Source organism: Streptomyces sp. NBC_00028 (assembly GCF_045041065.1).
Taxonomy (GTDB): domain Bacteria; phylum Actinomycetota; class Actinomycetes; order Streptomycetales; family Streptomycetaceae; genus Streptomyces.
On the sequence record NZ_CP108293.1, the window covers coordinates 6312226 to 6338197 of the forward strand.

The 25972-nt window shown below is 72.0% G+C and carries 25 protein-coding genes and 2 tRNA genes; 10 read left to right on the top strand and 17 right to left on the bottom strand.

The window, feature by feature from the left end; all coding sequences use genetic code 11:
• Positions 1-32: 32 nt before the first annotated feature.
• Positions 33-1697 (top strand): AMP-binding protein, encoded by a 1665-nt coding sequence (locus OG885_RS28440; RefSeq protein WP_405736598.1) that lies wholly within the window; start codon positions 33-35, stop codon positions 1695-1697.
• On the opposite strand, the gene OG885_RS28445 is transcribed toward OG885_RS28440, so the two are convergent.
• The 6 genes from OG885_RS28445 to ehuB form a co-directional block, all read right to left on the bottom strand.
• Positions 1663-1736: transfer RNA gene (locus OG885_RS28445), tRNA-Lys, on the bottom strand. The two genes, OG885_RS28440 and OG885_RS28445, sit on opposite strands and share 35 nt — an antisense overlap.
• A gap of 100 nt (positions 1737-1836) precedes the next feature.
• On the bottom strand, positions 1837-2595 hold the full coding sequence (locus OG885_RS28450; RefSeq protein WP_329338815.1) for an IclR family transcriptional regulator C-terminal domain-containing protein: 759 nt from the start codon (positions 2593-2595) through the stop codon (positions 1837-1839).
• Positions 2596-2803: 208 nt separating this feature from the next.
• Positions 2804-3589 (bottom strand): ectoine/hydroxyectoine ABC transporter ATP-binding protein EhuA, encoded by a 786-nt coding sequence (gene ehuA, locus OG885_RS28455; RefSeq protein WP_405736601.1) that lies wholly within the window; start codon positions 3587-3589, stop codon positions 2804-2806.
• Entirely contained in the window at positions 3579-4229 is a 651-nt protein-coding gene (ehuD, locus tag OG885_RS28460) for an ectoine/hydroxyectoine ABC transporter permease subunit EhuD (RefSeq protein ID WP_405736603.1), read from the bottom strand. Before ehuD ends, ehuA begins: the two co-directional genes overlap by 11 nt.
• A complete protein-coding gene (gene ehuC / locus OG885_RS28465) occupies positions 4226-4963 on the bottom strand; it encodes an ectoine/hydroxyectoine ABC transporter permease subunit EhuC (RefSeq protein WP_405736605.1) in 738 nt (245 codons plus the stop codon). Before ehuC ends, ehuD begins: the two co-directional genes overlap by 4 nt.
• Positions 4960-5871 carry an ectoine/hydroxyectoine ABC transporter substrate-binding protein EhuB gene (gene ehuB, locus OG885_RS28470; protein ID WP_405736608.1) on the bottom strand — a complete coding sequence of 304 codons (912 nt, stop codon included), beginning with the start codon at positions 5869-5871 and terminating at the stop codon, positions 4960-4962. Before ehuB ends, ehuC begins: the two co-directional genes overlap by 4 nt.
• 47 nt (positions 5872-5918) lie before the next feature.
• Here ehuB and OG885_RS28475 point away from each other — a divergent pair, with 47 nt between their 5' ends.
• The gene (locus OG885_RS28475) at positions 5919-6413 is read left to right on the top strand and encodes a DUF3830 family protein (protein WP_405736611.1); all 495 of its coding nucleotides are present in this window, start codon (positions 5919-5921) and stop codon (positions 6411-6413) included.
• Here the strand turns inward: OG885_RS28475 and OG885_RS28480 are convergent.
• Both OG885_RS28480 and OG885_RS28485 read right to left on the bottom strand, forming a co-directional pair.
• On the bottom strand, positions 6394-7779 hold the full coding sequence (locus OG885_RS28480) for an amidase (protein ID WP_405736613.1): 1386 nt from the start codon (positions 7777-7779) through the stop codon (positions 6394-6396). The two genes, OG885_RS28475 and OG885_RS28480, sit on opposite strands and share 20 nt — an antisense overlap.
• A 13-nt stretch (positions 7780-7792) precedes the next feature.
• The gene (locus OG885_RS28485) at positions 7793-8770 is read right to left on the bottom strand and encodes a D-2-hydroxyacid dehydrogenase (RefSeq protein WP_405736616.1); all 978 of its coding nucleotides are present in this window, start codon (positions 8768-8770) and stop codon (positions 7793-7795) included.
• Between the two features lie 131 nt (positions 8771-8901).
• On the opposite strand from OG885_RS28485, the gene OG885_RS28490 reads away from it, so the two are divergent.
• The 4 genes from OG885_RS28490 to OG885_RS28505 all read left to right on the top strand — a co-directional run bounded on the left by OG885_RS28490 (position 8902) and on the right by OG885_RS28505 (position 12170).
• Positions 8902-9699 carry a decarboxylase gene (locus OG885_RS28490; protein WP_405736618.1) on the top strand — a complete coding sequence of 266 codons (798 nt, stop codon included), beginning with the start codon at positions 8902-8904 and terminating at the stop codon, positions 9697-9699.
• Positions 9696-10427, top strand: coding sequence for a decarboxylase (locus OG885_RS28495; protein WP_405736620.1), 732 nt, complete (start codon positions 9696-9698; stop codon positions 10425-10427). Before OG885_RS28490 ends, OG885_RS28495 begins: the two co-directional genes overlap by 4 nt.
• Positions 10428-10527: 100 nt before the next feature.
• Positions 10528-11016 (top strand): hypothetical protein, encoded by a 489-nt coding sequence (locus tag OG885_RS28500; protein ID WP_405736623.1) that lies wholly within the window; start codon positions 10528-10530, stop codon positions 11014-11016.
• A 65-nt stretch (positions 11017-11081) separates the two neighbouring features.
• Positions 11082-12170, top strand: coding sequence for an LLM class flavin-dependent oxidoreductase (locus OG885_RS28505; protein WP_405736626.1), 1089 nt, complete (start codon positions 11082-11084; stop codon positions 12168-12170).
• Here OG885_RS28505 and OG885_RS28510 read toward each other — a convergent pair.
• The gene (locus OG885_RS28510) at positions 12149-14002 is read right to left on the bottom strand and encodes a putative bifunctional diguanylate cyclase/phosphodiesterase (protein WP_405736628.1); all 1854 of its coding nucleotides are present in this window, start codon (positions 14000-14002) and stop codon (positions 12149-12151) included. The genes OG885_RS28505 and OG885_RS28510 overlap by 22 nt on opposite strands.
• 312 nt (positions 14003-14314) lie before the next feature.
• On the opposite strand from OG885_RS28510, the gene OG885_RS28515 reads away from it, so the two are divergent.
• Entirely contained in the window at positions 14315-15562 is a 1248-nt protein-coding gene (locus OG885_RS28515) for a M6 family metalloprotease domain-containing protein (protein ID WP_405742917.1), read from the top strand.
• Between the two features lie 280 nt (positions 15563-15842).
• Here the strand turns inward: OG885_RS28515 and OG885_RS28520 are convergent.
• The 7 genes from OG885_RS28520 to OG885_RS28550 all read right to left on the bottom strand — a co-directional run bounded on the left by OG885_RS28520 (position 15843) and on the right by OG885_RS28550 (position 22074).
• Positions 15843-15916: transfer RNA gene (locus OG885_RS28520), tRNA-Lys, on the bottom strand.
• Entirely contained in the window at positions 15907-16503 is a 597-nt protein-coding gene (locus OG885_RS28525; RefSeq protein ID WP_405736631.1) for a bifunctional DNA primase/polymerase, read from the bottom strand. The genes OG885_RS28520 and OG885_RS28525 overlap by 10 nt, the downstream gene beginning before the upstream one ends.
• A gap of 124 nt (positions 16504-16627) precedes the next feature.
• A complete protein-coding gene (locus tag OG885_RS28530; protein WP_399961805.1) occupies positions 16628-17005 on the bottom strand; it encodes a hypothetical protein in 378 nt (125 codons plus the stop codon).
• A gap of 108 nt (positions 17006-17113) precedes the next feature.
• Positions 17114-18466 (bottom strand): AAA domain-containing protein, encoded by a 1353-nt coding sequence (locus OG885_RS28535; protein WP_405736633.1) that lies wholly within the window; start codon positions 18464-18466, stop codon positions 17114-17116.
• Positions 18463-20055, bottom strand: a complete 1593-nt coding sequence (locus tag OG885_RS28540) for a hypothetical protein (protein WP_405736635.1) — start codon at positions 20053-20055, stop codon at positions 18463-18465. The genes OG885_RS28535 and OG885_RS28540 overlap by 4 nt, the downstream gene beginning before the upstream one ends.
• Complete coding sequence (locus tag OG885_RS28545) at positions 20046-21170, bottom strand: hypothetical protein (protein WP_405736638.1); 1125 nt, start codon at positions 21168-21170, stop codon at positions 20046-20048. The genes OG885_RS28540 and OG885_RS28545 overlap by 10 nt, the downstream gene beginning before the upstream one ends.
• Positions 21121-22074 (bottom strand): phosphatase PAP2 family protein, encoded by a 954-nt coding sequence (locus tag OG885_RS28550; protein WP_405736640.1) that lies wholly within the window; start codon positions 22072-22074, stop codon positions 21121-21123. The genes OG885_RS28545 and OG885_RS28550 overlap by 50 nt, the downstream gene beginning before the upstream one ends.
• Before the next feature lie 191 nt (positions 22075-22265).
• Between OG885_RS28550 and OG885_RS28555 the strand changes: the two genes are divergently transcribed.
• The gene (locus OG885_RS28555) at positions 22266-22862 is read left to right on the top strand and encodes a histidine phosphatase family protein (RefSeq protein WP_405736642.1); all 597 of its coding nucleotides are present in this window, start codon (positions 22266-22268) and stop codon (positions 22860-22862) included.
• Between the two features lie 9 nt (positions 22863-22871).
• On the opposite strand, the gene OG885_RS28560 is transcribed toward OG885_RS28555, so the two are convergent.
• A complete protein-coding gene (locus OG885_RS28560) occupies positions 22872-24329 on the bottom strand; it encodes a hypothetical protein (protein WP_405736645.1) in 1458 nt (485 codons plus the stop codon).
• A gap of 296 nt (positions 24330-24625) precedes the next feature.
• Between OG885_RS28560 and OG885_RS28565 the strand changes: the two genes are divergently transcribed.
• Positions 24626-25039 carry a hypothetical protein gene (locus OG885_RS28565; protein ID WP_405736648.1) on the top strand — a complete coding sequence of 138 codons (414 nt, stop codon included), beginning with the start codon at positions 24626-24628 and terminating at the stop codon, positions 25037-25039.
• A gap of 56 nt (positions 25040-25095) precedes the next feature.
• Entirely contained in the window at positions 25096-25965 is an 870-nt protein-coding gene (locus OG885_RS28570) for a spermidine synthase (protein WP_405736651.1), read from the top strand.
• The last annotated feature ends 7 nt before the right edge of the window (positions 25966-25972 follow it).

Genomic DNA, 25972 nt, shown 5'->3' on the forward strand with positions numbered 1-25972 from the left:
ATCTGACGGTCCATCAACTACCGTGCGCGGCCATGGAGTCCAAGGTGCGCACGGTCGCCGAGCTCGTCGCCGAACGGTGGGGGGACCACCGGGCCGGGCTGTGGTGCGAGGAGCGGACGCTCACGCACCACGACATGGCGGCCGGCGCCGCGGCTCGTGCCGCGCTGCTGGCCGACCTGTTCCCGCCCGGCGCCGGGAACATCGGCGTCCTCCTCGACAACACCCCTGAATACCCCCTGTGGTTGAGCGCGGCGGCCCTGGCCCGTACCGCCGTCGCGGGCGTCAACCCCACCCGCCGCGGCCCCGAACTGGCCCGGGACATCCTGCACACCGAGTGCCGCCTGCTGATCACCGAGCGGGCCTACGAACCGCTCCTCAAGGACCTCGAACTCCCCGGCGTGACCAAGCTGTCGACGGACTCCGAGGAGTACGAGGCCCTGCTGGCCCCGTACGCGGACGCCCGCCCCGACCCCTCCCGGGCCACTCCGGGCGACCGCCTCCTCCTCTACTTCACCTCCGGCTCGACCGGCGCACCGAAGGCGGCGATCTGCTCCCAGGGCCGGCTGGCCGCCGCGGGGCGTTCGCTCGCCGACCAGTTCGGGGTCCGCGCCGACGACGTGCACTACGTCTGCATGCCGATGTTCCACGGCAACGCGGTGATCGCCGACTGGGCGCCCGCGCTCGCGGCGGGGGCGGGGGTCGCGCTGCGGCGGCGGTTCTCGGCGTCCGGGTTCCTGGGGGACGTACGCCGGTACCGGGCGACGTACTTCACCTACGTGGGCCGGGCCATCCAGTACGTCCTCGCGACCGAGGAGCGCGAGGACGACCGGGACAACCCGCTCCGGACGGGCTTCGGCACGGAGGCGGGGGCGGTGGACGCGGCGGCCTTCGAGCGGCGGTTCGGGGTGCGGCTGGTGGAGGGGTACGGGTCCTCGGAGGGCGGGGCGGCGGTGCAGTGGTCGCCGGGGACGCCGGCCGGGGCGGTGGGGCGGGCGGGGCCCGGTCTCGTCGTACTCGATCCGGAGACGCGGGACGAGTGCCCGGCGGCCGTGTTCGACGCGGCGGGACGGCTGCTCAACGGGGACGAGGCGATAGGGGAGCTGGTCAACCAGGCCCCGAACCCCTTCGAGGGCTACTGGCGCAACCCGGAGGCGGAGCGGGAGCGGCGCAGATGGGGAGGCTGGTACTGGACGGGCGACCTGTTCTGCCGGGACGCCGACGGTTTCCTCTACTTCGCCGGCCGCGCGGACGACCGGATCCGCGTCGACGGGGAGAACCTGGCCGCCGCGATGATCGAGAACATCCTCGCCCGGTACGAGGGGGCCGACGCGGTCGCCGTGTACGCGGTGCCGGACCCGGTGACCGGGGACCAGGTGATGGCGGCGCTGGCGGGAACCTTCGACCCCCTCACCTTCGCCGAGTTCCTGCTGGCCCAGCCCGACCTCGGCACGAAGATGGCACCCCGTTTCGTACGGGTCGTGGACCGGATGCCGGTGACAGCCACGAACAAGATCCACCGAGCGCTGCTGAGGCGGGAGGGGCTCCACTGCACGGACCGGGTCTGGTGGCGCCCACCGGGCGAGTCGACGTACCGCCCCTTGACCCGAAACGACACGGAAAAGCTCGAAGGGCCCCTCGCTCCCACGAGAGGCCCTTCTGAGGTGCGCCGCCAGGGACTCGAACCCCGGACCCGCTGATTAAGAGTCAGCTGCTCTAACCAACTGAGCTAGCGGCGCATGACCCTCGCCGACCTCGGGTTTTGTTCCCCGTGGCTGGCGACAGAGAAAATACTACCCGGTGCTGAGGGGTGCTTTTGACCACCGGTGGGTAGGGGGGTCAGATGGCCAGGCTGAGGAGGACGGGGGCCGCGTTGCGGTTCAGGGCGTCCGCCGCCTGACGGAGCCGGTGGGCGTGCTCGACCGGGAGTGAGAGGGCCAGGCAGCCCACCGAGGAGCCCGCGGTGATGGGGACGGCAGCGCAGACCGTGCCCACCGCGTACTCCTGGAGATCTAGGTGGGGGACGGTGGGCGGCTGGGACTCCAGGCGGGACAGCAGCAGCTTGTCGCTGGTGATGGTCCTGGAGGTGAGGCGGGCCATCTTGTGGCGGGAGAGGTGGTCACGCCGGCTGTTGTGGTCGAGCTGGCCCAGCAGGCTCTTGCCGATCGCCGTGGCGTGCGCCGAGTAGCGGAAGTCCACCCACTCGTTGACCACCGGCATCGACGGCCCGTCGGCGTACTGGGCGATCCTCACCTCGCCGTCGACATACCGGCTCAGATACACGGCCGCGCCGACCGAGTCGCGCAGCCGGTCCAGCGTGCGCTGGAGCGTCTCGCGCAGCGCCTGGTCACGGTCGTGGGCGGAGCCGAGGCGGGTCAGGGCGTCGCCCGTGACATACGCGCCGTCGGCGACCTGCTCGACGTACCCCTCGCGGCGCAGCATACGAAGGAGGGTGGTCAGCCGCTCCGGTTCGATGCTGGTGTGCTTGGCGAGCTGGGCGTCGGTGATTCCGGTGGTGTGCCGCGCCACTGTCTCCAGGACGCGCAGGGCGTCCTGGGCCGAGTGGTACGGCGCGGTCGGCTCGTGCTTCAGCGCCACGGTGGTTCCCCCTGCGCTCGCTAAGTCGCTCTACAGTTGGGCCGTATTCCGGACAGCGATCCCTACCACGATAACGGGCAAGCTGCTTGAAGTGGGGGCCTGTTGACGAGATTCCATCCCTCTCAGCAGGGGCGCTGACCCGCTGGCATATGCCAAAGTCAAGCGCCAGCGCCCCTACCTCGCGGATCGGTGCCTTCACCCCTTGTACTCAGAGCACCGCGCTCAGGAATTCCCGCGTACGGTCCTGCTCCGGCTCGCTGAAGATCTTCTCCGGCGACCCGGCCTCGATGATCCGCCCCGAGTCGAACATCAGAACCTGGTCCGAGATGTCCCGGGCGAAATTCATCTCGTGGGTCACACAGAGCATCGTGATGTCGGTGGTGCGGGCGATGTCCCGGAGCACGTCGAGCACGCCCGCGACCAGCTCCGGGTCCAGCGCGGAGGTCACCTCGTCGAGCAGCAGCACCTTCGGCCGCATGGCCAGCGCACGCGCGATCGCCACCCGCTGCTGCTGGCCGCCGGAGAGCTGGGAGGGACGGGCGTCGCACTTGTCCGCCAGCCCCACCAGGTCGAGCAGCTCACGCGCGCGTGCCTCCGCCTCGTCCTTGGACATGCCGAGCACGGTGACCGGAGCCTCGGTGATGTTCCGGAGCGCCGACATGTTCGGGAACAGGTTGAACTGCTGGAACACCATCCCGATCTGCTTGCGGACCTCACGGACCTGCTTCTCCGGCGCCGGGAACAGCCGCTGCCCGTCGACGGTGATGATCCCTTCGTCGGGCTTGGTCAGCGTCATCAGCAGCCGCAGGATCGTGGTCTTGCCCGACCCGGAGGGACCGATGAGGGTGACGTGCTTTCCGGCCTCGACGGAGAAGTCCAGGTGGTCCAGGACGGTGTTGTCCCCGAACCGCTTGGTGACCTGTTCCAGACGGATCAGCTCACCGGGAGCGCGATGGTCGGTGGGGTTGTTCTCGGGCTGAATGTCAGTGGACAAGACGTCGCTCCAGGGCTCGCATGAGGAGGGAGGCCAGATAGGAGATGAGGATGAAGGCCACGCCGATGACGGTCAGGGGCTCGGTGAACTGGAAGTGCTCCTGGGAGAAGAGCCGCGCCTGTCCGAGCATGTCGAGGACGGTGATCGCCATCAGCAGCGGCGTGTCCTTGAGCATCGCGATCACGTAGTTGCCGAGCGCCGGCACGACCCGGCGGATCGCCTGCGGCAGGATCACCACCCGCCACGTCCTGGTCACCGGCAGGTTCAGCGCCGTCGCGGCCTCCCACTGGCCGACCGGCACCGCCTCGATACCGGCCCGGTAGACCTGCATGGTGTACGTCGAGTAGTGCAGGCCGATCGCGAAGACGCCGGTGGTCAGCGCCGAGAACGTGAAGCCCCACTCGGGCAGCACGTAGAAGAGGAAGAACAGCTGCACCAGCAGCGGTGTGTTCCGCACGAACTCGGTGACCGCGCCCACCGGCCAGGTCACCCAACGGGTCGGCGCCCGCATCAGCAGCGCCCACACCAGCCCGAGCGCGAAGGAGATCACCGAGCCGAGGGCCAGCGCCTGCAGGGTGACCAGCAGACCGTCCCAGAACTGCGGCATGAAGTCGCCGACCGCTCCCCAGTCCCACTTCATCCGAGAACACCTCCCGAGGACGAGGCACCGACGCCGGTCGTCTCGGCCCGCTTGAGCTCCTGCTGCGGGGAGTTCCCGCGCGCCGGGGTCCCGCCGACCCCGGCCTTCAGCCTCTTCTCCAGACCGCGCATCACCCGGGTCAGGGCGAAGGCGATCACGAAGTAGATGACCAGCAGATACGTGTAGATCTCCGCGCTCTCCTGGAGCGCGAGCCGCACCAGGTTCCCGCTGAACGCCAGGTCGCCCATGCCGATGACCGACACCAGCGCGGTGCCCTTCAGCAGCTCGATGAGCAGGTTGGAGAACGGCGGGATCATCTCCGGCACCGCCTGCGGGAGCAGGATCAGCCGCAGCCGTTGCCAGGGCGTGAAGCTGAGCGCGATCCCGCCCTCCTTCTGCGCCGGGTCCACCGAGTTCAGCGCGCCGCGCACGATCTCGGAGCCGTACGCGCCGTACGTCAGCCCCAGCGCCAGCGCGCCCGCCCACAGCGGCACCAGCTGCCAGCCGAAGGCGAGCGGCAGCACGAAGTACACCCAGAAGATCATGATCAGCGCGGACGTCCCGCGGAACACCTCGGTGTAGAAGCCGGCGAGGAAGCGCACGACCCACAGCCGATGCGTGCGGGCGACGCCGACCACGAAGGAGACGGCACCGGCCAGCAGCGCGCTGAGGAAGAGGAGTTGGACGGTGACCCACACGCCCTTGAGTACGAGGTCCCAGAGTCCTGAGGTCATCCGCCGCAGAGCTCCTTGGCCGTGAGGTCGGTCATCTCGGCCTCGGTGAACCCGAAGGGCTTGAGGATCCGGAACAGCTCCCCGCTCTTCTTCAGCTTCCGCAGCTCCACGTTGAAGGCGTCCCGCAGCCTGGTCTCGGTCTGCCGGAACGCGAACGCGCCGCCGTCCACATGCGGCTTGCCGTCCACGAGGGGCGCGAAGGCCTTGGTGGCCTCGGCCTTGGCGGACTTCTTCACCACCTCACGGGTGGTGAGGGCCGTACCGGCGAACACGTCGGCCCGGCCCGCCTCGACGGCGTTGAGCCCGGCGACCTGGTCCGGGACGATCAGGATGTCGCTCTCCTTGTACCCCGCGTCCACGGCGTACTGGATCTCCGCATAGCCGGTCCCGGTGGCGAACTTGGCCTTCTTCTCGACGACGTCCTTGTAGTCGTGCAGCCCCTTGGGGTTGCCCTTGCGGACGATGAAGGAGTCGAGCATCTGGTAGTCCGGGTCGGCGAAAATCACCTGCTCGCACCGCTCGGGGTTGACGTACATCCCGGCGGCGACGACGTCGAACTGCTGGGAGTTCAGCCCGGGTATGAGCGAGCCGAACTCCGTCGGCACCGGCTGGACCCGGTCCACCCCGAGCCGTTTGAAGACCGCCTTGGCCAGCTCGGGCGCCTCACCGGTCAGCTCGCCGTTCCTGTCGATGTAGCCGAACGGGATCTCACCGGCGATACCGAGCCGTACGACCCCCGCCGCCTTCATCCGTTCCAGCAGATCACCGCCGTCCGTCGTCGAGGCCGTGGCCACCCGCGAGCAGCCGGCGGCCCCCAGCGCACCGAGCGCCGCCACCCCCGCGAGCAGCGATCGGCGCGTGGTTCCGGTCTGTGATGTGTTTCTGTCGTTCCGAATCGGTGGAGCCATGGCGGCGCGGCTACCCGAGACCATGCGATGTATGCACCATGGATTGCATGGCCGACCGATACATAGAAGTCTCGCTGGTCAAGCGCGGTGTCACCTGCACCGCAAAGCTGCTGGAGGACCGCGCGCCCGTCACCTGCGCGGCCGTCTGGGACGCCCTCCCCCTGGCCGGCGACGTCTACCACGCCAAATACGCCCGCAACGAGATCTACGCCCTCTTCCCACCCTTCGCCGCCACCGAGCCACCCCTGGAGAACCCGACCGTCACCCCCGTCCCCGGCGACCTCTGCTACTTCTCCTTCGCCGGGACCGAACTGGGCACCAGGTCCTACGGCTACGACCGCGAGGTCCGCGCCGGTACGACCGTGGTCGATCTGGCCCTCTTCTACGAGCGCAACAACCTGCTCCTCAACGGTGACGTGGGCTGGGTGCCCGGCATCGTCTGGGGAGAGGTGGTCGAGGGGCTCGCGGAGATGGCCGAGGCGTGCAACGACCTCTGGCGGTCGGGGGCGGCGGGGGAGACGCTCAGCTTCCGGAGGGCGTGAGCCCGTCCAGCGCGTGCGCCGCCCGCAGCACCAGATCGTCCCGGTGCCGGGCGGCCACGAGCTGGAGCCCCACCGGCAGCCCGTCGCCGTCCACCCCGACCGGGACGGACGCGGCCGGCTGCTGGGTCAAGTTGAAGGGGTAGGTGAAGGGTGTCCACCCCGTCCACCGCCGGTACCCCGAGCCCTTCGGCACCTCGGCGCCCGCCTCGAACGCCGTGACCGGCAGAGTGGGCGTCACCAGCAGGTCGTACGACTCGTGGAAGCGGCCCATCCGGCGGCCGAGGTCCATGCGGACATCGACGGCGGCGAGGTAGTCCAGCGCGCTGTACCGCGCCCCGAGCCCGCTGATCTCCCGCAGTCCGGGATCGAGCAACTCCCGCTGATGGGGCCCCAGATGCTGGGTGACCCGGGCCGCCCCGCTGAACCACAGGGTGTGGAAGGCGTCCACCGGGTCGGTGAAGTCGGGGTCGGCCTCCTCGACGTACGCCCCGAGCCCGGCCAGCCGCTCCACCGCCCGCCGCACCGCCGCCGCGACCCCCGGCTGGACCCGGACCTGTCCGCCGAGGGAGGGGGAGTAGGCGATCCGCAGACCGCGTACGCCGTCCTGGAGAACACCCCGGTAGGAGAGGGCACTTGCTCCCAGTGCCGACCAGTCCCTGGCGTCCGGCGCTCCGATGACGTCCAGCATCAGCGCCGCGTCCGCCGCGTTCCGGGTCATCGGACCGACGTGCGCGAGGGTGCCGAACGCGCTCGCCGGGTACAGCGGCACCCGCCCGTACGTCGGCTTCAGCGCGAAGATCCCGCAGAACGCGGCCGGGATACGGACGCTGCCGCCTCCGTCCGTGCCGAGCGCCAGGGGTCCCGCGCCGAGGGCGACGGCCGCCGCCGCGCCGCCGCTGGAGCCGCCCGCGGTGCGGGTGGGATCGTGCGGATTGCGGGTCACCCCCGACAGCGGGGAGTCCGTGACGCCCTTCCAGCCGAACTCCGGGGTCGTGGTCTTGCCGAGGAACACGGCACCGTGCTCACGCAGACGGGCGACGGAGGGCGCGTCCTCGTCCCAACGGCCCTTCTCCGACAGGACCCTGGACCCCTTCAGGGCCGGCGACCCGCGCATCAGCAGGATGTCCTTCACCGTGACCGGCACCCCGTCCAGCAGACCGGCCGGTTCACCGCGCCGCCAGCGGTCCGCCGACTCCCGCGCCTGCGCGAGCGCCTCCTCGCCGGTCAGCCGCACGAACGCGTTGACCTCCGGCTGGATCTCCTCGGCCCGCTCCAGCGCCGCCCGGGTCACCTCCACGGGGCTGAACTCGCCCCTGCGGTACCCCTCGACGAGCTGTACGGCGCCGAGTGCGGTGAGGTCCCTCATGCACACCCCCAGGTCAGTGTCCGGGTACGTACCCGCGCTTCTTGTCGACCACGTTCAGCAGTGGCTTGCCCGCCTCCCACCGCTCGTACAACTCCAGGAACTGCGCCCCGAGTTCGTCCCGCCAGCCGACCGTGTCCCCGCTCATGTGCGGGGACACGATCAGATCGGGCACCTGCCACAACGGGCTGTCGGGGCCCAGGGGTTCGTGCTCGAAGACGTCCAGGGCAGCGCCCGCGATCCACCGCCTGCGCAGCGCCTCGGCGAGCGCGTCCTCGACGACCAGACCGCCCCGCCCGATGTTGATGAACCGTGCCGAGGGCTGCATCACCCCGAACCGCCGGGCGTCGAACATGCCGTACGTCTGCTCGGTCAGCGGCGCCGCCGCGATGATCCAGTCGGCGCGGGCGATCAGCCGGTCCAGGTCGTCGGGGCCGTGGACGCCGGTGCGCGGGGTGCGGCCGACGAGCGCGGTGGTCACCTCGAGTGCCTTGAGGGTGCGGGCGATCGTCCGTCCGATGGGCCCGGTGCCGACGATCACGGCGCGCGTACCGGACACCCGACGGGACTCCCGGTGTCGCCAGGTGCGTTCCCGCTGGAGGTCCAGCGTGCGCGGCAGGTCCTTCGCCATCGCGAGGACGAGCGCGGCCACGTACTCGGCGATGGGCCGGTCGAAGATGCCGCGCGCGTTGGTCACCACCGTGTCGGACGCGGCGAGTTCGGGGCACATCAGATGGTCCACGCCCGCGCTCGCCGTGTGCACCCAGCGCGGCCGCGGACCCTCGCCGGGCCAGGCGTGCCGTACCGCGTGCGAGGTGAAGTCCCACACCAGCAGCACATCGGCGGACGGCAGCCGCTCGGCCAGCGTCGACGCGTCCGCGTGCGCGACGCGGACGCGGCCGGTGAGGCGGCCGAGGCGGGGGAGAGGGTCGGCGTCCAGGACGAGGAGGGTGGGGGAGGTCGGGACGGGGGAGGGCGGGGCGGGGGAAGTCATCCGAAGCCGTTCCTCCACAGGCGTCTGACATGCGCGGATTGACCACGCTCGCACCCGAACCTACCTTCGTCAACACGGGCGCGCGCACGGTCCGTTGTCCCCCTGTCTCTCACCGTGAGGCCGGTGCTGCCATGGACGTCTCCTTTCTCGGCGGACCGCGCCCCCAGCGCGGTGTCGGTGTCGTCGCGCCCTTCGACTTCGCGCTGGACCGCGAGCTGTGGCGCTGGGTCCCGGACGAGATATCGCTCCACCTCACCCGGACCCCGTACGTCCCCGTCGAGGTCAGCCTCGACCTGGCCCGTCTCGTCAGCGAGCACGAGACGCTGCACGACGCGGTCCGCACCCTGCACGCCGTCGCCCCCGAGGTCGTCGCCTACGCCTGCACCTCCGGCAGCTTCGTCGGCGGCGTCGCGGGCGAGCGCGCGATGTGCGAGGCGATGACGCGGGCGGGCGCGGTCCCGTCCGTCACCACGTCCGGGGCGCTCCTGGAAGCCCTGACCGAGCTGGGCGTACGCCGGGTGGCGCTGGTGACGCCGTACACCGTGTCGGTCACGCGCGCCCTGGAGGAGTACGTCGCGGAGGCGGGCGTCACCGTCACCGGCCGTGCCTTCATGGGCCTGACCAGGCACATCTGGAAGGTGCCGTACCGCCAGGTGGTCGCCATGGCGCACAAGGCGGCCCGGCGGGACACCGACGCCCTGTTCATCAGCTGCACGAACCTCCCGACGTACGACGTCATCCCGCAACTGGAGGCGGAACTGCGCCTGCCGGTGCTGTCTGCCAACCAGGTGACGATGTGGGCGGCACTGCGCCGACTGGGTACCCGGGCCTTGGGGCCCTATCAGGCGCTGATCGATCCGGCGGCGCGCCAGAGCCCCCTGCGTCCCGTACTGCCCGACGAAGAACAGCAGCAGGAAGGCTGGACATGACCGCACTCGGACTCCTCTACCCGGGCCACTCCGGCGAGGACGACTATCCACGCATCGAGCAGCTCCTGGGCAGCGACATCCGGGTCGACGTGGTGCACACCGACATCGGCGAGGACGCCCATCGCGAGGACGCCCTGCTGGAGATGGGCTCGCCCGAACGCCTCGCGGCCGGCGTCGAGGAACTGCGCATGGCGGGCGCCGAGTCCGTGGTGTGGGCCTGCACCAGCGGCAGTTTCGTGCACGGCTGGGAGGGCGCCCACGGTCAGGTCCGCGCCCTGGCCCGGGCCGCGGGCATGCCGGCCTCCTCGACCTCGTTCGCCTTCGTGCACGCGGCCCAGGAGATCAAGGCCGGCCGGGTCGCGATCGGGGCGACGTACCCGGACGACGTGGCGGGCCTGTTCGCGGACTTCCTGCGGGCCGCCGGCCTGGAGGTGAGCGGCGTCAAGGGCGCCGGGATCATCACGGCGGCCGAGGTCGGCACCTGGGGCGAGGCGGAGGTCCTCGCCCTGGCGAGGCAGGCCGACACCCCGGACGCGGACGCCCTGCTCCTCCCCGACACCGCCCTGCACACGGTCGCCCACATCCCCGCCCTGGAGAAGGAACTCGGCAAGCCGGTCCTCACCGCCAACCAGGTCACCGTCTGGGAGGGCCTCCGCCTCACGGACCGCCGCGTGAACGCGCCCCGGCTGGGGACGCTGTTCACGAAGGAGCCGATTGTGCAGGTGTGACAGACGGAAACGCCCTTCACGGACGGATGTGTGCATTCCGCCGCCGAGGTGACTGTGACAGCGCGACAATTGCCGCCTGCGCCGTCATCGGGGGATTCACATGTCGTCATTCACGCCGCCGCCACATCCGCCACGCCCACCGCGCCCGCCGCAGCCGCCTGGGGCGTCCCATAAGTGGCAGACCTTCGCGGCGCTGATCAGCGCGGGGGTCGGCGCCCTCACCTTCGCGGTCGGATTCATCGGGCTCCCGGCGGCGGGCGTCACCTCACCGGCGGCGGCCCGCGAGACGGCCACGGTGACGGCGACATCGACCGTCACCGTGTCGGCCCGGCCCGCCGTGCGGAGCGAGGAACCGGACGGCAGTGGCGGCGGCGGGGATGCGACACCGCCAGAGGTGCAGTGGAGCGGTCCGCTGCTTTCGCAGCAGCAGGGATTCGATCTCGACCTGGTGCCGCCCGCCGTCGGGGACGACGATATCGATCCCTGGGGTTTCGACGGACAAAAAGCGACGCTCATCTACAACAACTATGCGCTCGTGCCCGAAGGGGAAGAACCGGATTTCAGCGAGTGCAAGTTGCTCCTGGAATAAACCGGAGACCCCCTCCTGTTAGCACCGGACGGACACCGCACGGCTGGAAACAGGAGGCACACACCGTGACGTCAGACGAGACCAGGGGCACGGCACACGGCACCGCCCCCGTCCCCCTCTCCGTACTGGACCTGGTCACGGTCGGCGCCGGGCACACCGCCACCGAAGCCCTGCGCACCAGCGTCGAGCTCGCCAAGCTGGCGGAGTCGCGCGGGTTCCACCGGTACTGGGTCGCCGAGCACCACTCCATGCCCGGCGTGGCCTCGTCGTCGCCCGCCGTGATCCTGGCCCACCTCGCCGCCCACACCGACCGCATCCGCCTCGGCTCGGGCGGCGTCATGCTGCCCAACCACGCGCCGCTGGTCATCGCGGAGCAGTTCGGCACCCTGGAGGCCCTCGCCCCGAACCGGGTCGACCTGGGCCTCGGCCGCGCCCCCGGCACCGACGGCGCCACCGCGGCGGCCCTGCGCCGCAGCACACAGCTCAACGAGGGCGCCGACGACTTCCCCGAGCAGCTCGCCGAGCTGACTCGGTTCCTCGACGACGACTTCCCTGACGGCCACCCCTACCGCCGTATCCACGCGGTCCCCGGCCCGGTCCAGTCGACGTCCCCCGGCGGCGTCCAGTCCCCGCACCGCCCGCCGGTCTGGCTGCTGGGCTCCTCCGGCTTCAGCGCCCGCCTCGCCGCCACCCTCGGCCTGCCCTTCGCCTTCGCCCACCACTTCTCGGCGCAGAACACGATCCCGGCCCTGGACCTCTACCGCGAGTCCTTCCGCCCGAGCGAGATCCTCGCCGAGCCCTACGCCCTCATCGGCGTCTCCGCCCTCGCCACCGACGACGAGAAGGAGGCCCGCCGCCAGGTCCTGGCCGCCGCGCTGAACATGGTCCGCCTGCGCACCGGTCGCCCCGGCCTGGTGCCGAGCCCGGAGGAGGCGGAGGCGTACGAATTCAGCCCGATGGAACGCGAGTTCATCACGTCCTGGAACGCCAACGTCGTCCACGGCACCGCCGACGAGGTCCGCGCCGGCCTCGACGACCTCCAGAAGCGCACCGGCGCCGACGAGTTGATGATCACGTCCCACGCCCACAGCGGAGCGCTGCGCTTGCGTTCGTACGAACTGATCGCGGACGCCTACGGGTTGCCGACCGCCTGACGCGCCATCAACTCGGAGATACGATCCGGCGCCACCGGCCGTGAGTACAGCCACCCCTGGCCGGTGTCGCACCCGATCCGCCGCAGCCTGGAGGCTTGCGCCGACGTCTCCACGCACTCCGCGGTGACGGTGAGGCCCAGCCGGTGGGCGAGCTGGATCATCGCCTCGACGACGACCTCGTCGGCCGGGTTGGGCGGGGCGCCCGTCCCCTCGTACTGGAAGCCCCGGACGAAGGACCCGTCCAGCTTCAGGACCGCGACCGGCAGCCGGCTGAGGTAGGCGAGGTTGGAGTATCCGGTGCCGAAGTCGTCGATGGCGATGTGGACGCCCATGTCGCTGAGCGCCTGGAGCGCCTGGAGCGGGCGGCCCGCCGAGCCCATCACCGCGGACTCCGTGAGCTCCAGTTGCAGCAGCCCCGGCGCCAGGCCCGTCTCCGCGAGGATGTCCGCCACGTCCGCGACCAGGTCGGAGTCCCACACCTGACGGACCGCGACGTTGACGCTGACGAAGATCGGCGGCTCCCCGGGATGGTCGAGCTGCCACTGCCGCGCCTGCCGGCAGGCGGTCGCCAGCACCCAGCGCCCCAGCGGCACGATCGAGCCGTCCTCCTCGGCCAGTGCGATGAACCGATTCGGCGTCAGCATGCCGAACTGCGGGTGGTTCCAGCGCACCAGCGCCTCCACGCCCCGCAGCCGTCCGTCCTCCATACCGACCAGCGGCTGGTACTCGAGCGTGAACTCGCCGCGCTCGATGGCCGGTCGGAGCGTGGAGGCGAGGGCCTGGCGGGTCATGCGGTGGGCGTTGCGCTCCGGGTCGAAGAGCGTCCAGCGGGACTTGCCGTCGGCCTTCGCCCAGTACAGCGTCGTGTCCGCCGCCTGCACGAGCGCGGTCGGGGTGGTGCCGGCCGCGTGCCGCTCGACGACGCCGATCGACGCGGAGACCGACAGCCGGTGCCCGGCGATGTCGAAGGGGCTCTGCACCGCCTTCAGCACCGCCTCGGCGAGATCGGCGAGTTGGTCGGTGCCGGTGGAGTCCTCGACGAGCAGCGCGAACTCGTCGCCGCCCAGTCTGGCCACCAGCGGGGCGCTGCCCCGGGCGAAGCCCGCCTCGTCCGCGCACCGCGTCAGCCGCTCCGCGACGGCGGCCAGCAGCCGGTCGCCGACCCTGTGGCCGAGGGTGTCGTTGACGGCCTTGAAGCCGTCGAGGTCCAGATAGCACAGCCCGATCCGGCCGGTGCCGCCCTGCTCGTACGCCTCCGGCTCCAGCGCGGCCGACAGCCGCTCGAAGAACAGGGTGCGGTTGGGCAGCCGGGTCACCGGGTCGTGCATCTGCAAGTGCCGCAGCCGGGCCTGGAGTTCACGCTGGGAACTGACGTCGGCGATCGACAGCAGCACCCCGGGCTCGCCGCTGCCGAGCGGCGCGACGGTGACCTGCACCCACAGGGACTGGCCGTCGGGGTTCTTCATCCGCCGGGTGCAGCGCAGCCGGGCCTGCCGACCGCGCAGCACCTCCTGATAGGCGTGCCAGGTGCGGGCGTCGGAGGCCAGGTCCACCAGATCGGCGGCGAGGCGTCCGACGAGCGCGTCGGGCGCGCAGCCGAGGAGTTCGCCGCAGGTGCCGTTGGCGCCGACGACCAGCCCCTCGCGGTCGACGACGGCCATGGCGAGCGGCGCGGCCACGAAGGCCGACCGGTACGCCGTGGGTTCCGGGTACGCCGTGGGTTCCGGGTACGCCTGGGGGTCCGTACGAGATGACGTGTTGAAGTCACTGTCTGTGACGGCTGCCCGGTCGAGGTCTGTCGCGGGCGCCGGCCCTTCGGAGGTTCCGCTCACCGTTCGCTCCCGCAGTGCACTCGATCGCTGTCCGTGCAGGAAAGTGTGCCGATCATAGAGGCTGGCCCCCACCCCTTCCAGCCACTGCCCAGTGTCCCGGAAACACGGGCCCTTCTGACAGATCGTTTCTGCCCGCACCTGGACGGCTTGTTGGGCCGCCCGACCAGGTGTGACGTTCCGTGAGCGATTCGGGGTGTCGATTCTGACGGTTCTTCGACTGACTCACTCTTCTGGTGCAGACAAACAGGGCGTAGTACGACAATCTCACACAGGCTGGGTGCGGTGTCCCGTGAACCGCATCCGGAGGTCCCCGTGCCGCGCCCCTTCCCGCGCCCCCGACTGCGCAGCACCGCGGCCGTGTTCACCACGATGTCGGCGCTGGTCGCGACCTCCCTCATCACCGGCCCCTCGGTCGCCGAGCCGTTCTCCGCCGAACCCTGCGCCCTCACCCGCACCGAGGCCCACCACTCCGAGGGCCTCGACACCTGGAACGCCGCCTACCCGCGGCCGACCCGCACCCTGAACGCGGTGATGGTCTTCCTGTCCTTCCCGGACGCGACCCCGCGCACCACGCCCGACCAGCTCACCGCCGACCACTTCCCCGCCACCAGCCGCTTCTTCGAGCAGGCCTCCTACGGCAGGTTCACGCTGCGCCCGCATCCGCTGCGGCACTGGATCCGGATGCCGCAGCCCTCCACGTCGTACGTCATAGAGCGTGACTGGAACGCGTCGCACCGCGCGGCCTATCTGCGCGACGCGCTGGCCGCGGCGGACGGGCAGGTGGACTTCTCGCGGTACGACGTCGTCTACTTCGTCGCCGACCCGGACGCACCCGGCGTGGACTCGGACGCCACGAAGGTGGTCAACCTCGACGCTCCCCTGCGGGCCGACGGCACGGACATCCGCCGGGTCGTCACGGTGTTCGAGCAGCATCCGCCGGACCGGCTGGTCCTCGCCCATGAGACCGGCCATGTCTTCGACCTCCCCGACCTCTACCACCGCCCCGCCGACGGCAAGGGCGACTGGGACACGTACGTCGGCGACTGGGACCTGATGGGCAGCCAGTTCGGGATGGCTCCCGACCTGTTCGGCTGGCACAAGTGGAAGCTGGGGTGGCTGGAGCCGCGGCAGGTGGCGTGCGTGCAGCGGCCGACGCGGCTGACGCTGGAGCCGCTGGGCGCGGGACCGGGAACGCCGGTCGGCGGCCGCGCTGCCTTCGGCCTGGGGCGCGGCACCAAACTCGCGGTCGTCCGCACCGGCCCCGACAGCGCCCTGGCCTTCGAGGCCCGCGGCCCGGCCGGCAACGACGCGGGGACCTGCAAGGAAGGGGTCCTGGTCTACCGGGTACGCGCCGGCGCCGCGTCCGGCGGCGGCCCGATCCAGGTCATCGACGCCCACCCCCACACGGAGGCCTGCTGGGAGGGCTCGGTCTACCCACCCCTCGCGGACGCCCCGATCGCCCTGGGCGAGAGCTTCACGGTGCCGGGGGACGACGTACGCGTGAAGGTGGAGGGCCGGACGGCTTCCGGGGCTTGGACGGTGAAGATCACGCCCGGGTGACCTGTCGGCCTACGGCCACCTGCACGCCGGGGAGAAGGGGGTGCGGGTGGCGAAGCCCCCGCAACGCGCGGCGCAGCCGCGCAGAAAACAACGATGGCGAGACCGGTTCGCGTATTCCGCGAACATGCCTCGCCATCGCCAACGTGCGCCGCCAGGGACTCGAACCCCGGACCCGCTGATGCTGCATCCATCTGGGGGATAACCCCCAGACCCCCAGCCGCCCCTGCGGTGACGGTAAATACGAAGGCCTCCCACACTTGCGGGAGGCCTTCGTTGTCTGTGCGCCGCCAGGGACTCGAACCCCGGACCCGCTGATTAAGAGTCAGCTGCTCTAACCAACTGAGCTAGCGGCGCCTGCTGACGTCGTAGACCTTAGCATCCTGATCGGCGGGAGGAAAAATCGATATCCGCACCGCCGCGCGGGCCGCTCGTACGGCCGCCCAGAGCAGGATCTCGGGGCCCGGCAGCCAGGGGTGACGGGTGTCCGGGGCGACCAGCCAGCGGCTGTCGAACGGGGTCGGCGTCGCGCGTGTCGGCAGGGGTGCCGGGAGGGTCACCGCGTCGCCGTTGCCGTGGCACAGCAGCGGCGGGATCGCGCCCGTGCGACCGCACTCCTCCCACTGCAACAGCGAGGTCAGCCGATGCGCGGTGCCCGGCGCGGCGAACAGGAGCATGCGGCCCCGGAACACCGCGACCGGCCCCGAGCCGGGCCCGTCGTCCCATAAGCGGTCGAGCATCCGGCGGCCGAAGATGCCGGGCGCGTTCACGACGTCGAACGCGGCGCCGCACGGCAGGACCACCGGGGCGTCCGGGCGGTCCTCCCAGAGGGCGAGCGTGCTGCGCGGATACGTTCCTGCGGAGGCGAGCCAGGAGGCACCGTCCGCAGTGACCCCGCAGACGTCGGAACGGTCGGAGAACGGCTCGGTGCGTGTGTCGCTCATACATCCAGATGTACCGGGAGTGAGCGTTCCGTTTCCGAGAGTTGCCGAAAACCGGGACGGGAGGGGGTGAGGAGGGGTATCTTGCCCGTCTGGCATATGCCAGAACTGAATGGATGAACCCGGGCTACGCCGGGTCGGCGAGGCCCTTCTCCGCCGCGCCCTCGGCCGTACCGCGCATCAGGTCCCGCCCGAACTCGACCATCTTCTTGGCATAGTCCTCGGTCCACTCGGCGCGCTCCGCGATGTCCGCCGGCGTCAGCCGGTCGAACCGCCGGGGGTCGGCCAGCTGGGCCGCCGCCATCGCCTGGAACTCCACGGCACGGTCCGTCGCCGCACGGAAGGCCTGCGTCAGCTCCGTCGCCCGGGCCAGCAGCTCCCTGGGGTCGTCGATGGACTCCAGGTCGAAGAAGTGCTCCGGGTCGCCGGCCGCCTGCGCGGGCTCGAAGAGCAGGGGCGCGGGGCGTAGCCGCGGTTCGTTCCGACGCGGCGTGGGCTCCGCCATGTCTTCTCCTCCTCGTACGTCGCTGATGCCACCTCCGTAGGTAGCGGACCATCGTCCATTGTCGCGCGCCCGCGCAAGAGCCCCATAAGGACGGGGGAATCCCACAGGTCAGGGCTGCCAGGTCACCCGGTGCTCCGCGAGATGCGCCAGTACCGCGTGGTTCGCCTCCCAGCCGTCCGGGAACTTCACCAGCGTGCCCAGCTGCACCGGCTCCGTCGACGGGTAGTCGTCCAGCAGGTCGCTCACGCCCGCCCGGCAGACCACGATGCACGCGTGCCGGTGGCGGGAGGCGAGGACACAGAGGCGGCCCGTCTCCAGGTGGAACGCCGTGGCGTCGGGGCGGCCCGACAGGGGGTGCAGGACGACCGTGACGTCGTACTCCCGGCCCTGGAGACGGTTCGCCGTGTCGACGGTGACGTCCGTGACGCCCAGGTCGGTGAGGGCCGCGCGGACCGCCGCCGCCTGGTCGCGGTGGGCCGTACCGACGGCGATGCGGTCGGCGGTGAGGGGGGAGGGGGCCGGGGAGCGTTCTGAGGTTGCCGCGCCTCCTCGGTCCAGCAGGCGGCGTACGACCGTCGCCACCGCCCGCACCGCCTCCGGGTCCGTGCGCGGGGTGTGCCGGGCGGGGAGTTCCAGCAGGCCCCAGCCGGACTCCGCCGCCTCGTCGATGACCCGGTCGGGGCCCGAGCCGTCCGAGGGGACCGCGAAGGACAGGGCGCGGTCGCCGTGGTCGGTGCCGCTGCGGAACTGGGTGTACGGGTAGAACGCCGCCGAGACCAGCGGTGCCGCGGACGCCGGGAGCCGCCAGGACACCGGGAGACGGTGCTGGGGGAGGGTCGGGTTGTGGGCCAGGAGGGTCGTGACGGCCGATGCCGAGGGGTCGTACGACAGGCCCGCCCACTGCTCGCTGCCCACGATCGCGAACGGGTCCAGCTGGCCCGGGTCGCCCACGAACAGTGCCCGCTGGAACAGGCCCGCGACGGCGAGCAGGGAGTCCGATCGCATCTGGTACGCCTCGTCGACGATCGCGTGCTCCCACGGCTCGTCCACCTTGACGTGGGCCCACTTGGCGGCCGTGGAGATCGTGACCGGGAGGCCGGCGAGGTCCGTCGCCTTCGCCGACTTCCGCACGTTCGGCAGATCGTCCAGCGCCTTGTCGTACGCGTCGGCGTCGCTGCTGTGCAGTCGTCCCACCGGCAGCTCGGGGTTCTTCTCGGCGAGCCGCAGGACCAGGTCGTCCACCTGGGCGTTGGTCTGCGCGACGACCATCAGCGGGCGCCCGGCGTCGGCCAGTTCGAGGGCCGCGCGGACGACCAGCGTGGACTTGCCGGCGCCGGGCGGGGAGTCGACGACCACACCGCGCGCGTCGCCGTGCAGGGTGTCGCGGAGGATCGCGTCGGTCGCCCGGCCGGCCGCCGCACCGGGGTCGAAGCGGCCCGAGAGGTCGGAGACGGTGGTCACAGGACGTCCTCCGGAGTGAGCGGGTCAGCGGTTTCGTGGGCGGCCTCGCCCGGCGGCCCGCCGTGCGTCCAGGGCGTGTTCTCCGGGTCGGGGAGCTTGGCGCCGCCCCGCTGCTCGTGCTCGAAGAGGGTGAAGCAGAGCCGGTCGCCCTTCTCGGGGACCGACCCCGGCTCGGGCTCCTTGCCGCGGCCCATCTTGTCGAGGACGCGGAGCACGACCAGGGCACCCTCGTCCTCGTAACCCACGAACTCGGCCGACTGCGGCTTGCCGCCAAGGGAGCGGTAGACCTTGACGCGCTCCCCGAGATGCGGCCGGTCGTCCGTGCGCAGCGTCACGAGCGGGCGCGGGCTGGGGCGCTTGCCCTCGCTGTACGTCATGACGACGTCGGTGACCTCGCCCGCGAACGCCTCTCCGGACAGCCGCCGCCCGGCCATCACCAGCGGGTCGTCGAGGGCCTCCTGCGCCTCCAGGCGGGCCTGCTCGCGCTCGCGCGTGGCGAGCTTGTTGGCGGCGGTCACCGCGTCGTCGCGGCGCGGTTGCGGGGGCTCGCCCGCGGTGATGCGGTCGCGGTGGGAGGTGAACGACCAGCGGTCGCGGGTCCAGCGCTCCTCCACGCGCGCGCCCTCGGGCAGTTCCCGCAGGAGGTCCAGGCCGCGCCACACCGCGTCCCAGGTGGGGCGGGTCCGGCTCTCGACGAGGTCCCTGATCGCGCGCTCGGCGGCGGTCAGCTCACCGAGCCGGTCGTCCGCCTCCAGGCCGTCCTCGGCGGCGGCGAGCGCCGTACGCGCGCGGTTGTAGCGCTCGATGGCGGGGGCGAGCAGCTTGTTGTCGAACGCCGGGTCGGTGGCCGGGCCGGCCGGCGGGTGCAGCAGCTGGCCCTTGGCGTCCCGGGCGAGCTCGGCGGCGAGGGCCGCCTCGGCGCCGGTCGCGCCCTCCGGAGGGTCGATCCAGGCCAGCAGCGCGCCCAGATGCTGGTCCTCGAGGCTGGACTGGCCGGTCGCCCAGTGCCGGGACAGCAGCTCCGTCGCGGCGAGCAGCAGGGAGGATCCGGGGACGCGGGCCCGCTCCCCGAAGTGGGTCAGCCACCGGCCCAGCAACGGCACGCGCGGAGGCGCCGGGTGCGGGGCCTCCGGGTCCTGCTCGGCCGTACGGCGAAAGCGCATGGAGCGCCCGAGCAGCCGGACGAAGTCGACGCCCGCGCGGCTCGGCACGATCAGCTGCGGGGCGTCCGCGCACAGCTCGACCTCGACCTTGACCCGCTTGCCGGTCTCCGGGTCGGTCTCGCTGCGCTCGGCGGCCTCCACCGCCTCGGCGTAGGTGTCCACGTACGGCAGGACGACGTCCGCCAGCTCGGAGAGGAACTGGAACCTGAGGTCGCGGTCGCGCGGCTGCGGGACGACGAGCAGGCGCGGCGCGTCCCGGTCGGTGCCGACGAGCGCGCCGAGCGGGGCACCGGCCTCACCGGCGGTGGTGAGCGGGACGAGGACCAGGGGGCGGTCGGCCAGATGCCGGTGGCGGACGGTCGCGGCGGGCTGCGCGCGGCCGGTGCTGACGGCTTCCAGACGGGCGAGGGTGGCGATCAGCGACATGCGGCGGCTCCCAGTGCCTCCGCGCGGAGGGCGGCGGCCTTGCGCAGGGCGGTGACGGTCGGGTCCTCCGGGTCGCCGGCCTCCCCGCGCGCCGCCGCCAGGACGTCCGGGACGGTGGTGAGGCCGCCCAGCTCGGCCCGTACGGACCGGCCCAGGGACGTCACCGCGCCCGCCGCGCGGGAGCGGTCGCGGCAGTGGAAGGCCAGCTCGCACGCGGCCAGGCACTCGGGCGCGTACGTCGCCGGGACCGATTCGACGGCGGCGGTCAGCTCCTCGGCGGGCCGGCCGGGGTCGAAGCAGGTGCCCTCGGGGAGCGTGTCGGCGATGTCCTGGATGCGGGTGAGGCGCGCGAGTTGGCGGCCGGTGACCGCGCGCTGCTTGCGGACGTCGACCGCGGAGGCGGTGGGCAGGTTGGAGAAGTCCTTGGGGCAGACGAGGAGGACGCGGTGGCGTACCTCGGGGGAGGGCTCCATGCGCGCCGCCACCTCCTCCAGCGCCAGCACGTAGACCGCGGCCTGGCGGGCCGCCGCGCCCACCTTCGCCGGGTCCGCCGAGCCGTCCAGCAGCGGGAAGGACTTGATCTCCACGACCGTCCAGCTGCCGTCCGGGTGCACCACCACCGCGTCCGGCTCCAGGAAGGCGGGGGAGCCCGCGACGTCCAGGGCGAGCATCGGGTGGTCGAGCAGTGTCCACTCGCCGCGCGCCTCGTCGGCCTCGCGCAGGGCCAGCGCGGTGCGGGCGGTACGGCCCTCGGGGCCGATCGCGGTGAGGTCGGGCACACGCGCGTGGACGGGGGGTTCGGCGGCGGGGTCCAGCTTCTCGTGCACCAACCGCAGCAGTTCGGCGCCGCCGTCGGCCTTGACCTTCGCCTCGAAGGCGTTGCCCCGGGTCAGCGCGAACTGCGACTGGCCGAACGCCGAGGGGGAGCCCAGCGCGCTCGCCAGCGTCGCCTTGTTCACCCCGGCGCCGTCGAGGATCGCGCGCCGTCTGCACCCCGGGTTGGCGGCGAGGGCGGCCAGGGCGCGGGCATCCAGCGCCTTGGCCGGTACGTCGGGACCGCGCAGCTCAGCGAGCTGCTGCCGGAGCGCCGTCCCCCGCGTCCGTGGGAGAGGCACTCGGCTCGGTTCCCGCTCCGACCCGTGACTCGCGCTGCCGTGGAAATCGCTCACCCGCGGAAGTCTGGCATCCGCCACTGACAATTGAGGCCTGTGCGGCTCCGGTGCCCGCCGTGACGGGCGTGAGGGCCGTCGCCACACGCCCCCTGACCCGGCCCGCGGTCCGCAGTACGAGCGGCGCCAGCAGCAGCCCGACGCCCATGACGGCGGCGCCCGCGACGGCGTCGAGGAAGTAGTGGTTGGCGGTGCCCATGACCACGATCGTGGTGATCAGCGGGTAGGCGACACCGGCGGCCTTGGTGATACGCGTCCCGCCGTACCGCCACAGCATGACCCCGCACCACAGCGCCCAGCCCACATGCAGGCTCGGCATGGCCGCGTACTGGTTCGTCATTCCGCCCATGCCACGGGGCGCGCTCGCCTCGCCGCCCCACCAGCCGTACGAGCTGTACTGGGCCATCGTGTCGACGAAGCCGTGGCCCTCGGAGAGGAGGCGGGGCGGGCAGGTGGGCAGCAGGGTGAAGCCGATCAGACCGATGAACGTGGACGTCATCAGCCAGGTGCGGGCGGCGCGGTAGCGCACGGCGCGGGACCGGAACAGCCAGATCAGGATCGCCGGGGTGACCAGGTAGTGCAGCGACGCGTACCAGAAGTCGGCCGGTACGCCGAGCCAGGCCTCGCTCGTGAACAGCCGGTTGAGCGGGTGCTCGGCGTTGATGTGGAGGAACTTCTCCACCCGCAGGATCGTCAGGCCGTGGTCGACGGCGCTCGTGACATCACCCCGGGCCAGGAGCCGGCCCGCCGAGTAGCAGGCGTACACCAGGAGGATCAGCGGCAGCTCGGTCCACCAGCGCAGCCGGGTACGCGGGGCCGTCTCGCTGCCCGGTGTCTCGGCGTGCGGCATCCGATCGCCTCCCCCTTCTCGTTGCGGCGTCCGGTTGCCCGGTCTTACCACTTTACGGTGTATGTGCTCGCCCCCGCGCAGGGGCCCCGGCCCTCTAGGACGCAGAGATCGACCGACGGGTTGCCCCCGGACAGGGTGCGCGATGATGGGTGGGGTCCGCCCGGTTTTTTCCTCGAAAGGTTCCTCACCTCATGGCACCGCGCATCCTGCTCGCCCGGCACGGACAGACCGAGTGGTCCCTGGCGGGCAAACATACGGGCCGGACGGACGTGCCGCTCCTGGAGGAGGGCCGGCGTGGCGCGAAACTCCTCGGCGAGCGCCTGCACCGGCCGCCGCTGGACGGCCTCCCGGGCGTCGAGGTGCGCACCAGCCCGCTGGCACGCGCGCGGGAGACCTGCGAACTCGCCGGGTTCGGTGAGCGCGCGAGCGAGTGGGACGCGCTCATGGAATGGCACTACGGCGCGTACGAGGGCATGACCCCGGACGAGATCCAGGCCGTGAACCCGGGCTGGCTCATCTGGCGCGACGGCGTCCCCGAGGGCGAGACCCTCGCCGAGGTCACCGCCCGCGCGGACGAGGTGGTGGCGTGGGCCCGCGAGGCGGACCGCGACGTGCTGATCTTCGCCCACGGCCACATGCTCCGCTCCATAGGCGCCCGCTGGCTCGGCCTCCCCCTCGACTTCGCGGCCCGCATCAGGCTGAACCCGACGTCCCTGTCGGTGCTGGGCTGGGCGTACGGGGAGCCGGCGATCGAGAGCTGGAACGACACGGGCCACCTGGCGGGGTAGGGCCTGTCCCTACGCCGTACGCGGCAGGGAGGCGTGCCGCTCCAGGAACGCGCCCACCCCGGCGGCCCGCCGATGAGGCAGCAGCACGCGCGTGGTCCCCGCCAGCATCGACTGGATCCGCGACGACTGCACCTGCCCCAGCAGGTCGAGCACCCGCATCCCGGCGGCCGCGGCCTCGTCAGGACGGCCCCCGCGCGCGAGGTCGTCCGTCAGCTCGGCCGTGTACAGGGCGATGTTCCGGGTGAAGTGCGGGTCCTGGAGCTGCGCCGCCCGATGCGCGTGCCGTGCCGCCCGCGGCCAGTCGCCCAGCGTCGACCAGCACTGCGCCTCAAGGCCCTCCAGCTCGGCCTCTCCGTAGAAGCTCATCCACTCGGGGTCGGCGTCCGAGGGGCCGCGCTCGAAGAGGGCCTGCGCCCGGACCAGCGCCTGTTCGCAGCCGGTGCGGTCGGCGAGCCCCGCCCAGCCGCCCGCCTCCCGCAGCGCGAGCAGCGACATCAGCCGGGCGGACCCCAGCGGACGCCCCACCCGCTGCGCGGCCTGCGCGGCCCGCACCGCCTCCCGCGGCCTGCCCGCGTCGCGCGCGAGGAACGCGGTGTTGCAGAAGGCGTGCGACTCCAGACCGGCGTCACCGGTCATCCGCGCGGTCGCGAGCGCCTCCGCGTAGTGCGAGCGCGCGTCGTCGAACCGCCCCGAGTCGTGCGCCAGCCAGCCCACGGAGATGGCGAGTTCACCGGCGCCCGAGTGCAGCCGGTCGGCGGTGGTCTGCCGGGTCGCACCCGCGTCCAGCAGCGCGTAGGCGGCGCGCAGCGGCGTCGCCGCGCGCCGGTAGAGGCCGTCCGCGCCGTGCCGGTCGTCCAGCAGCCTGATCCGTCGTACGGCTTCTTCCAGGGCGTCCGCGTCGGGGACTCCCGGGCGCCGGACGCGGCGTTCGGCCGCCGCGGCGGTGGCGGGGGCGAGCCCGATGGTGCCCATGGAGGCGACGGCCACGGTGGCGCCCCCGCCGGTCATGAATGCGCGACGTAGCACGTCGCTCTCCTCGTAGTTGTCGTGCGTCTCGTACGGGTTCTGCGTGTCATACGGCTCGTGCGCCCCCCACGTCTCACCCGTCGCACCACCCGCGGGGTACGCGGGTGTGGTGACGTGTGCCGGGGGCGCGTCCTCGGTGGGGCGCGCCCCGCGTCCGCGTACGGACGCCCGGGGCGCGAAGCCCAGGTCGGTGAGCGTGCGGCCGGGGAACATGTGCAGGAACACCCGCTCGTACGCGTAGTTGGGGCAGCGGATCTCGCCCGCCTCGACCCGGCCCACATAGCGCGCGTCGCAGCTGACCCGCTCGCCGATCTCGCGCGCGGCCCGTCGGACCGCCGCGGCGAACTCGGCCGGGGAGCGCTGTGCGCGCAACTCCCGGAACGCGAGGTTCGGCCGTGGTGGCCTGGGGGGCTGGGACGAGGTCACCTTTGACGTCGCCATGGCCGGGTCCTCTCGTGCGAACCGTCGAACCATGCCGGATCCATGGTGAGTTGAGTGGTATGTCACTGTCGTCACCCTGGTTCCGGCGGGCAAGAACGTACCTGCTGTGTCAGACCCGCCACGCAGTGTTTGGCTACAAACCGGATATCTCATCCACGATCTGCCATGAACTGCCATCCTTTGCGGCTGACTTCCGCCGTAGCCGTTGACGCTGCCGTGCGTTGAACTCCATGGACCGGGAGCCGCCCGACTCCCGAGCCGCTCGTCCAAGGAGGGGTGCCGTGGTGGAGGCCGGGATGAAGACCAGCCGGAGCATCGAGGTCTGTGCGCCGCTGACGGAGTACAGCGAACCACCGCTCGCCGAGGTCGGCTGCGACCTCGTCACGGTGCCGACCCGGCAGGGGCTGGAGGCGGTCGACATCCTGCGGCGGGGGGCCGGGGAGGCGGTGGGGCCCGTACTGCACGACGACGGGGGCGACACCCTCGGCTTCGTGGTCCCGCCGGGGACGGCCGCCGCGTGGGACGTCCCGGGCAGCACCTGTACGGAGACCAACGGGCGGGGGCTGCGGCTCAACCCCGAGCCGCCGGTGGCGGGCTCGGACTGGCTGCTGCCGCCCGGCGAGGCCGACCTGGCCACCGACCCGGTGGTGCTGCGGGCGGCACTGGGGGAGGCGGCCCGGCTGATCGAGGCGGCGGACGGCTGCCAGTGACCTCCGGTGGCGAGGCTGCGCGAGCCTGACACCGCGCGGCTTGCGACAATGGGCGAATGGCAAGGTCCCGTAGTTCCCGGCGTGCGGCCGCTTCCGTCGAAGCCGTCGTGGAACCCGTCGACGGCGGGCTCGCCGAGCTGATCCCCGACCGGGAACGCGCGCGGGCCTGGACGCTCCTCATCGACGGGGCACCGCAGTCGCATGTCGACCTCGACGACCCCGCGCACCTCTCCTTCGAGTACCAGCGCCGCCTCGGCCATGTCATCGACCTGGTCGCCCCGCCCGGCAAACCGGTGCACGCCGTGCATCTCGGCGGTGGCGCCCTCACCCTCGCCCGGTACACCGCCGCGACCCGGCCCCGCTCCACCCAGCAGGTCGTCGAGCGGGATGCGGCCCTCGTCCAACTCGTCCGCCGGGAACTGCCGTTGGACCCGAACGCCCGGATCAGGGTGCGCTCCACCGACGCCCGCGAGGGGCTCGGCAAGGTGCTCGACGGCTGGGCCGACCTGGTCATCGCCGATGTGTTCAGCGGGGCGCGCACCCCGGCCCACCTGACCTCGACCGAGTTCCTGGACGAGGTCCGCAGGGCCCTCAAGCCGGGCGGCTGCTACGCCGCCAACCTCGCCGACGGCCCCCCGCTGGCCCATCTGCGCGGCCAGATCGCCACCGCCGCCGCCCGCTTCGAGCACCTCGCCCTGATCGCCGACCCGACGGTCCTGCGCGCCAAACGCTTCGGCAACGCCGTCCTCGTCGCCTCCGACACCCCGCTCCCGATCGCCGAACTGACCCGCAGGGCGGCCGGCGATCCCCACCCCGGCCGGGTCGAACACGGCCGCGCCCTCCTGGACTTCACCGGCGGAGCGACCCCCGTCACGGACGCGTCGGCCATCGCCTCGCCCGCGCCACCGCCCTCGGTGTTCCGGTAAGGACGTC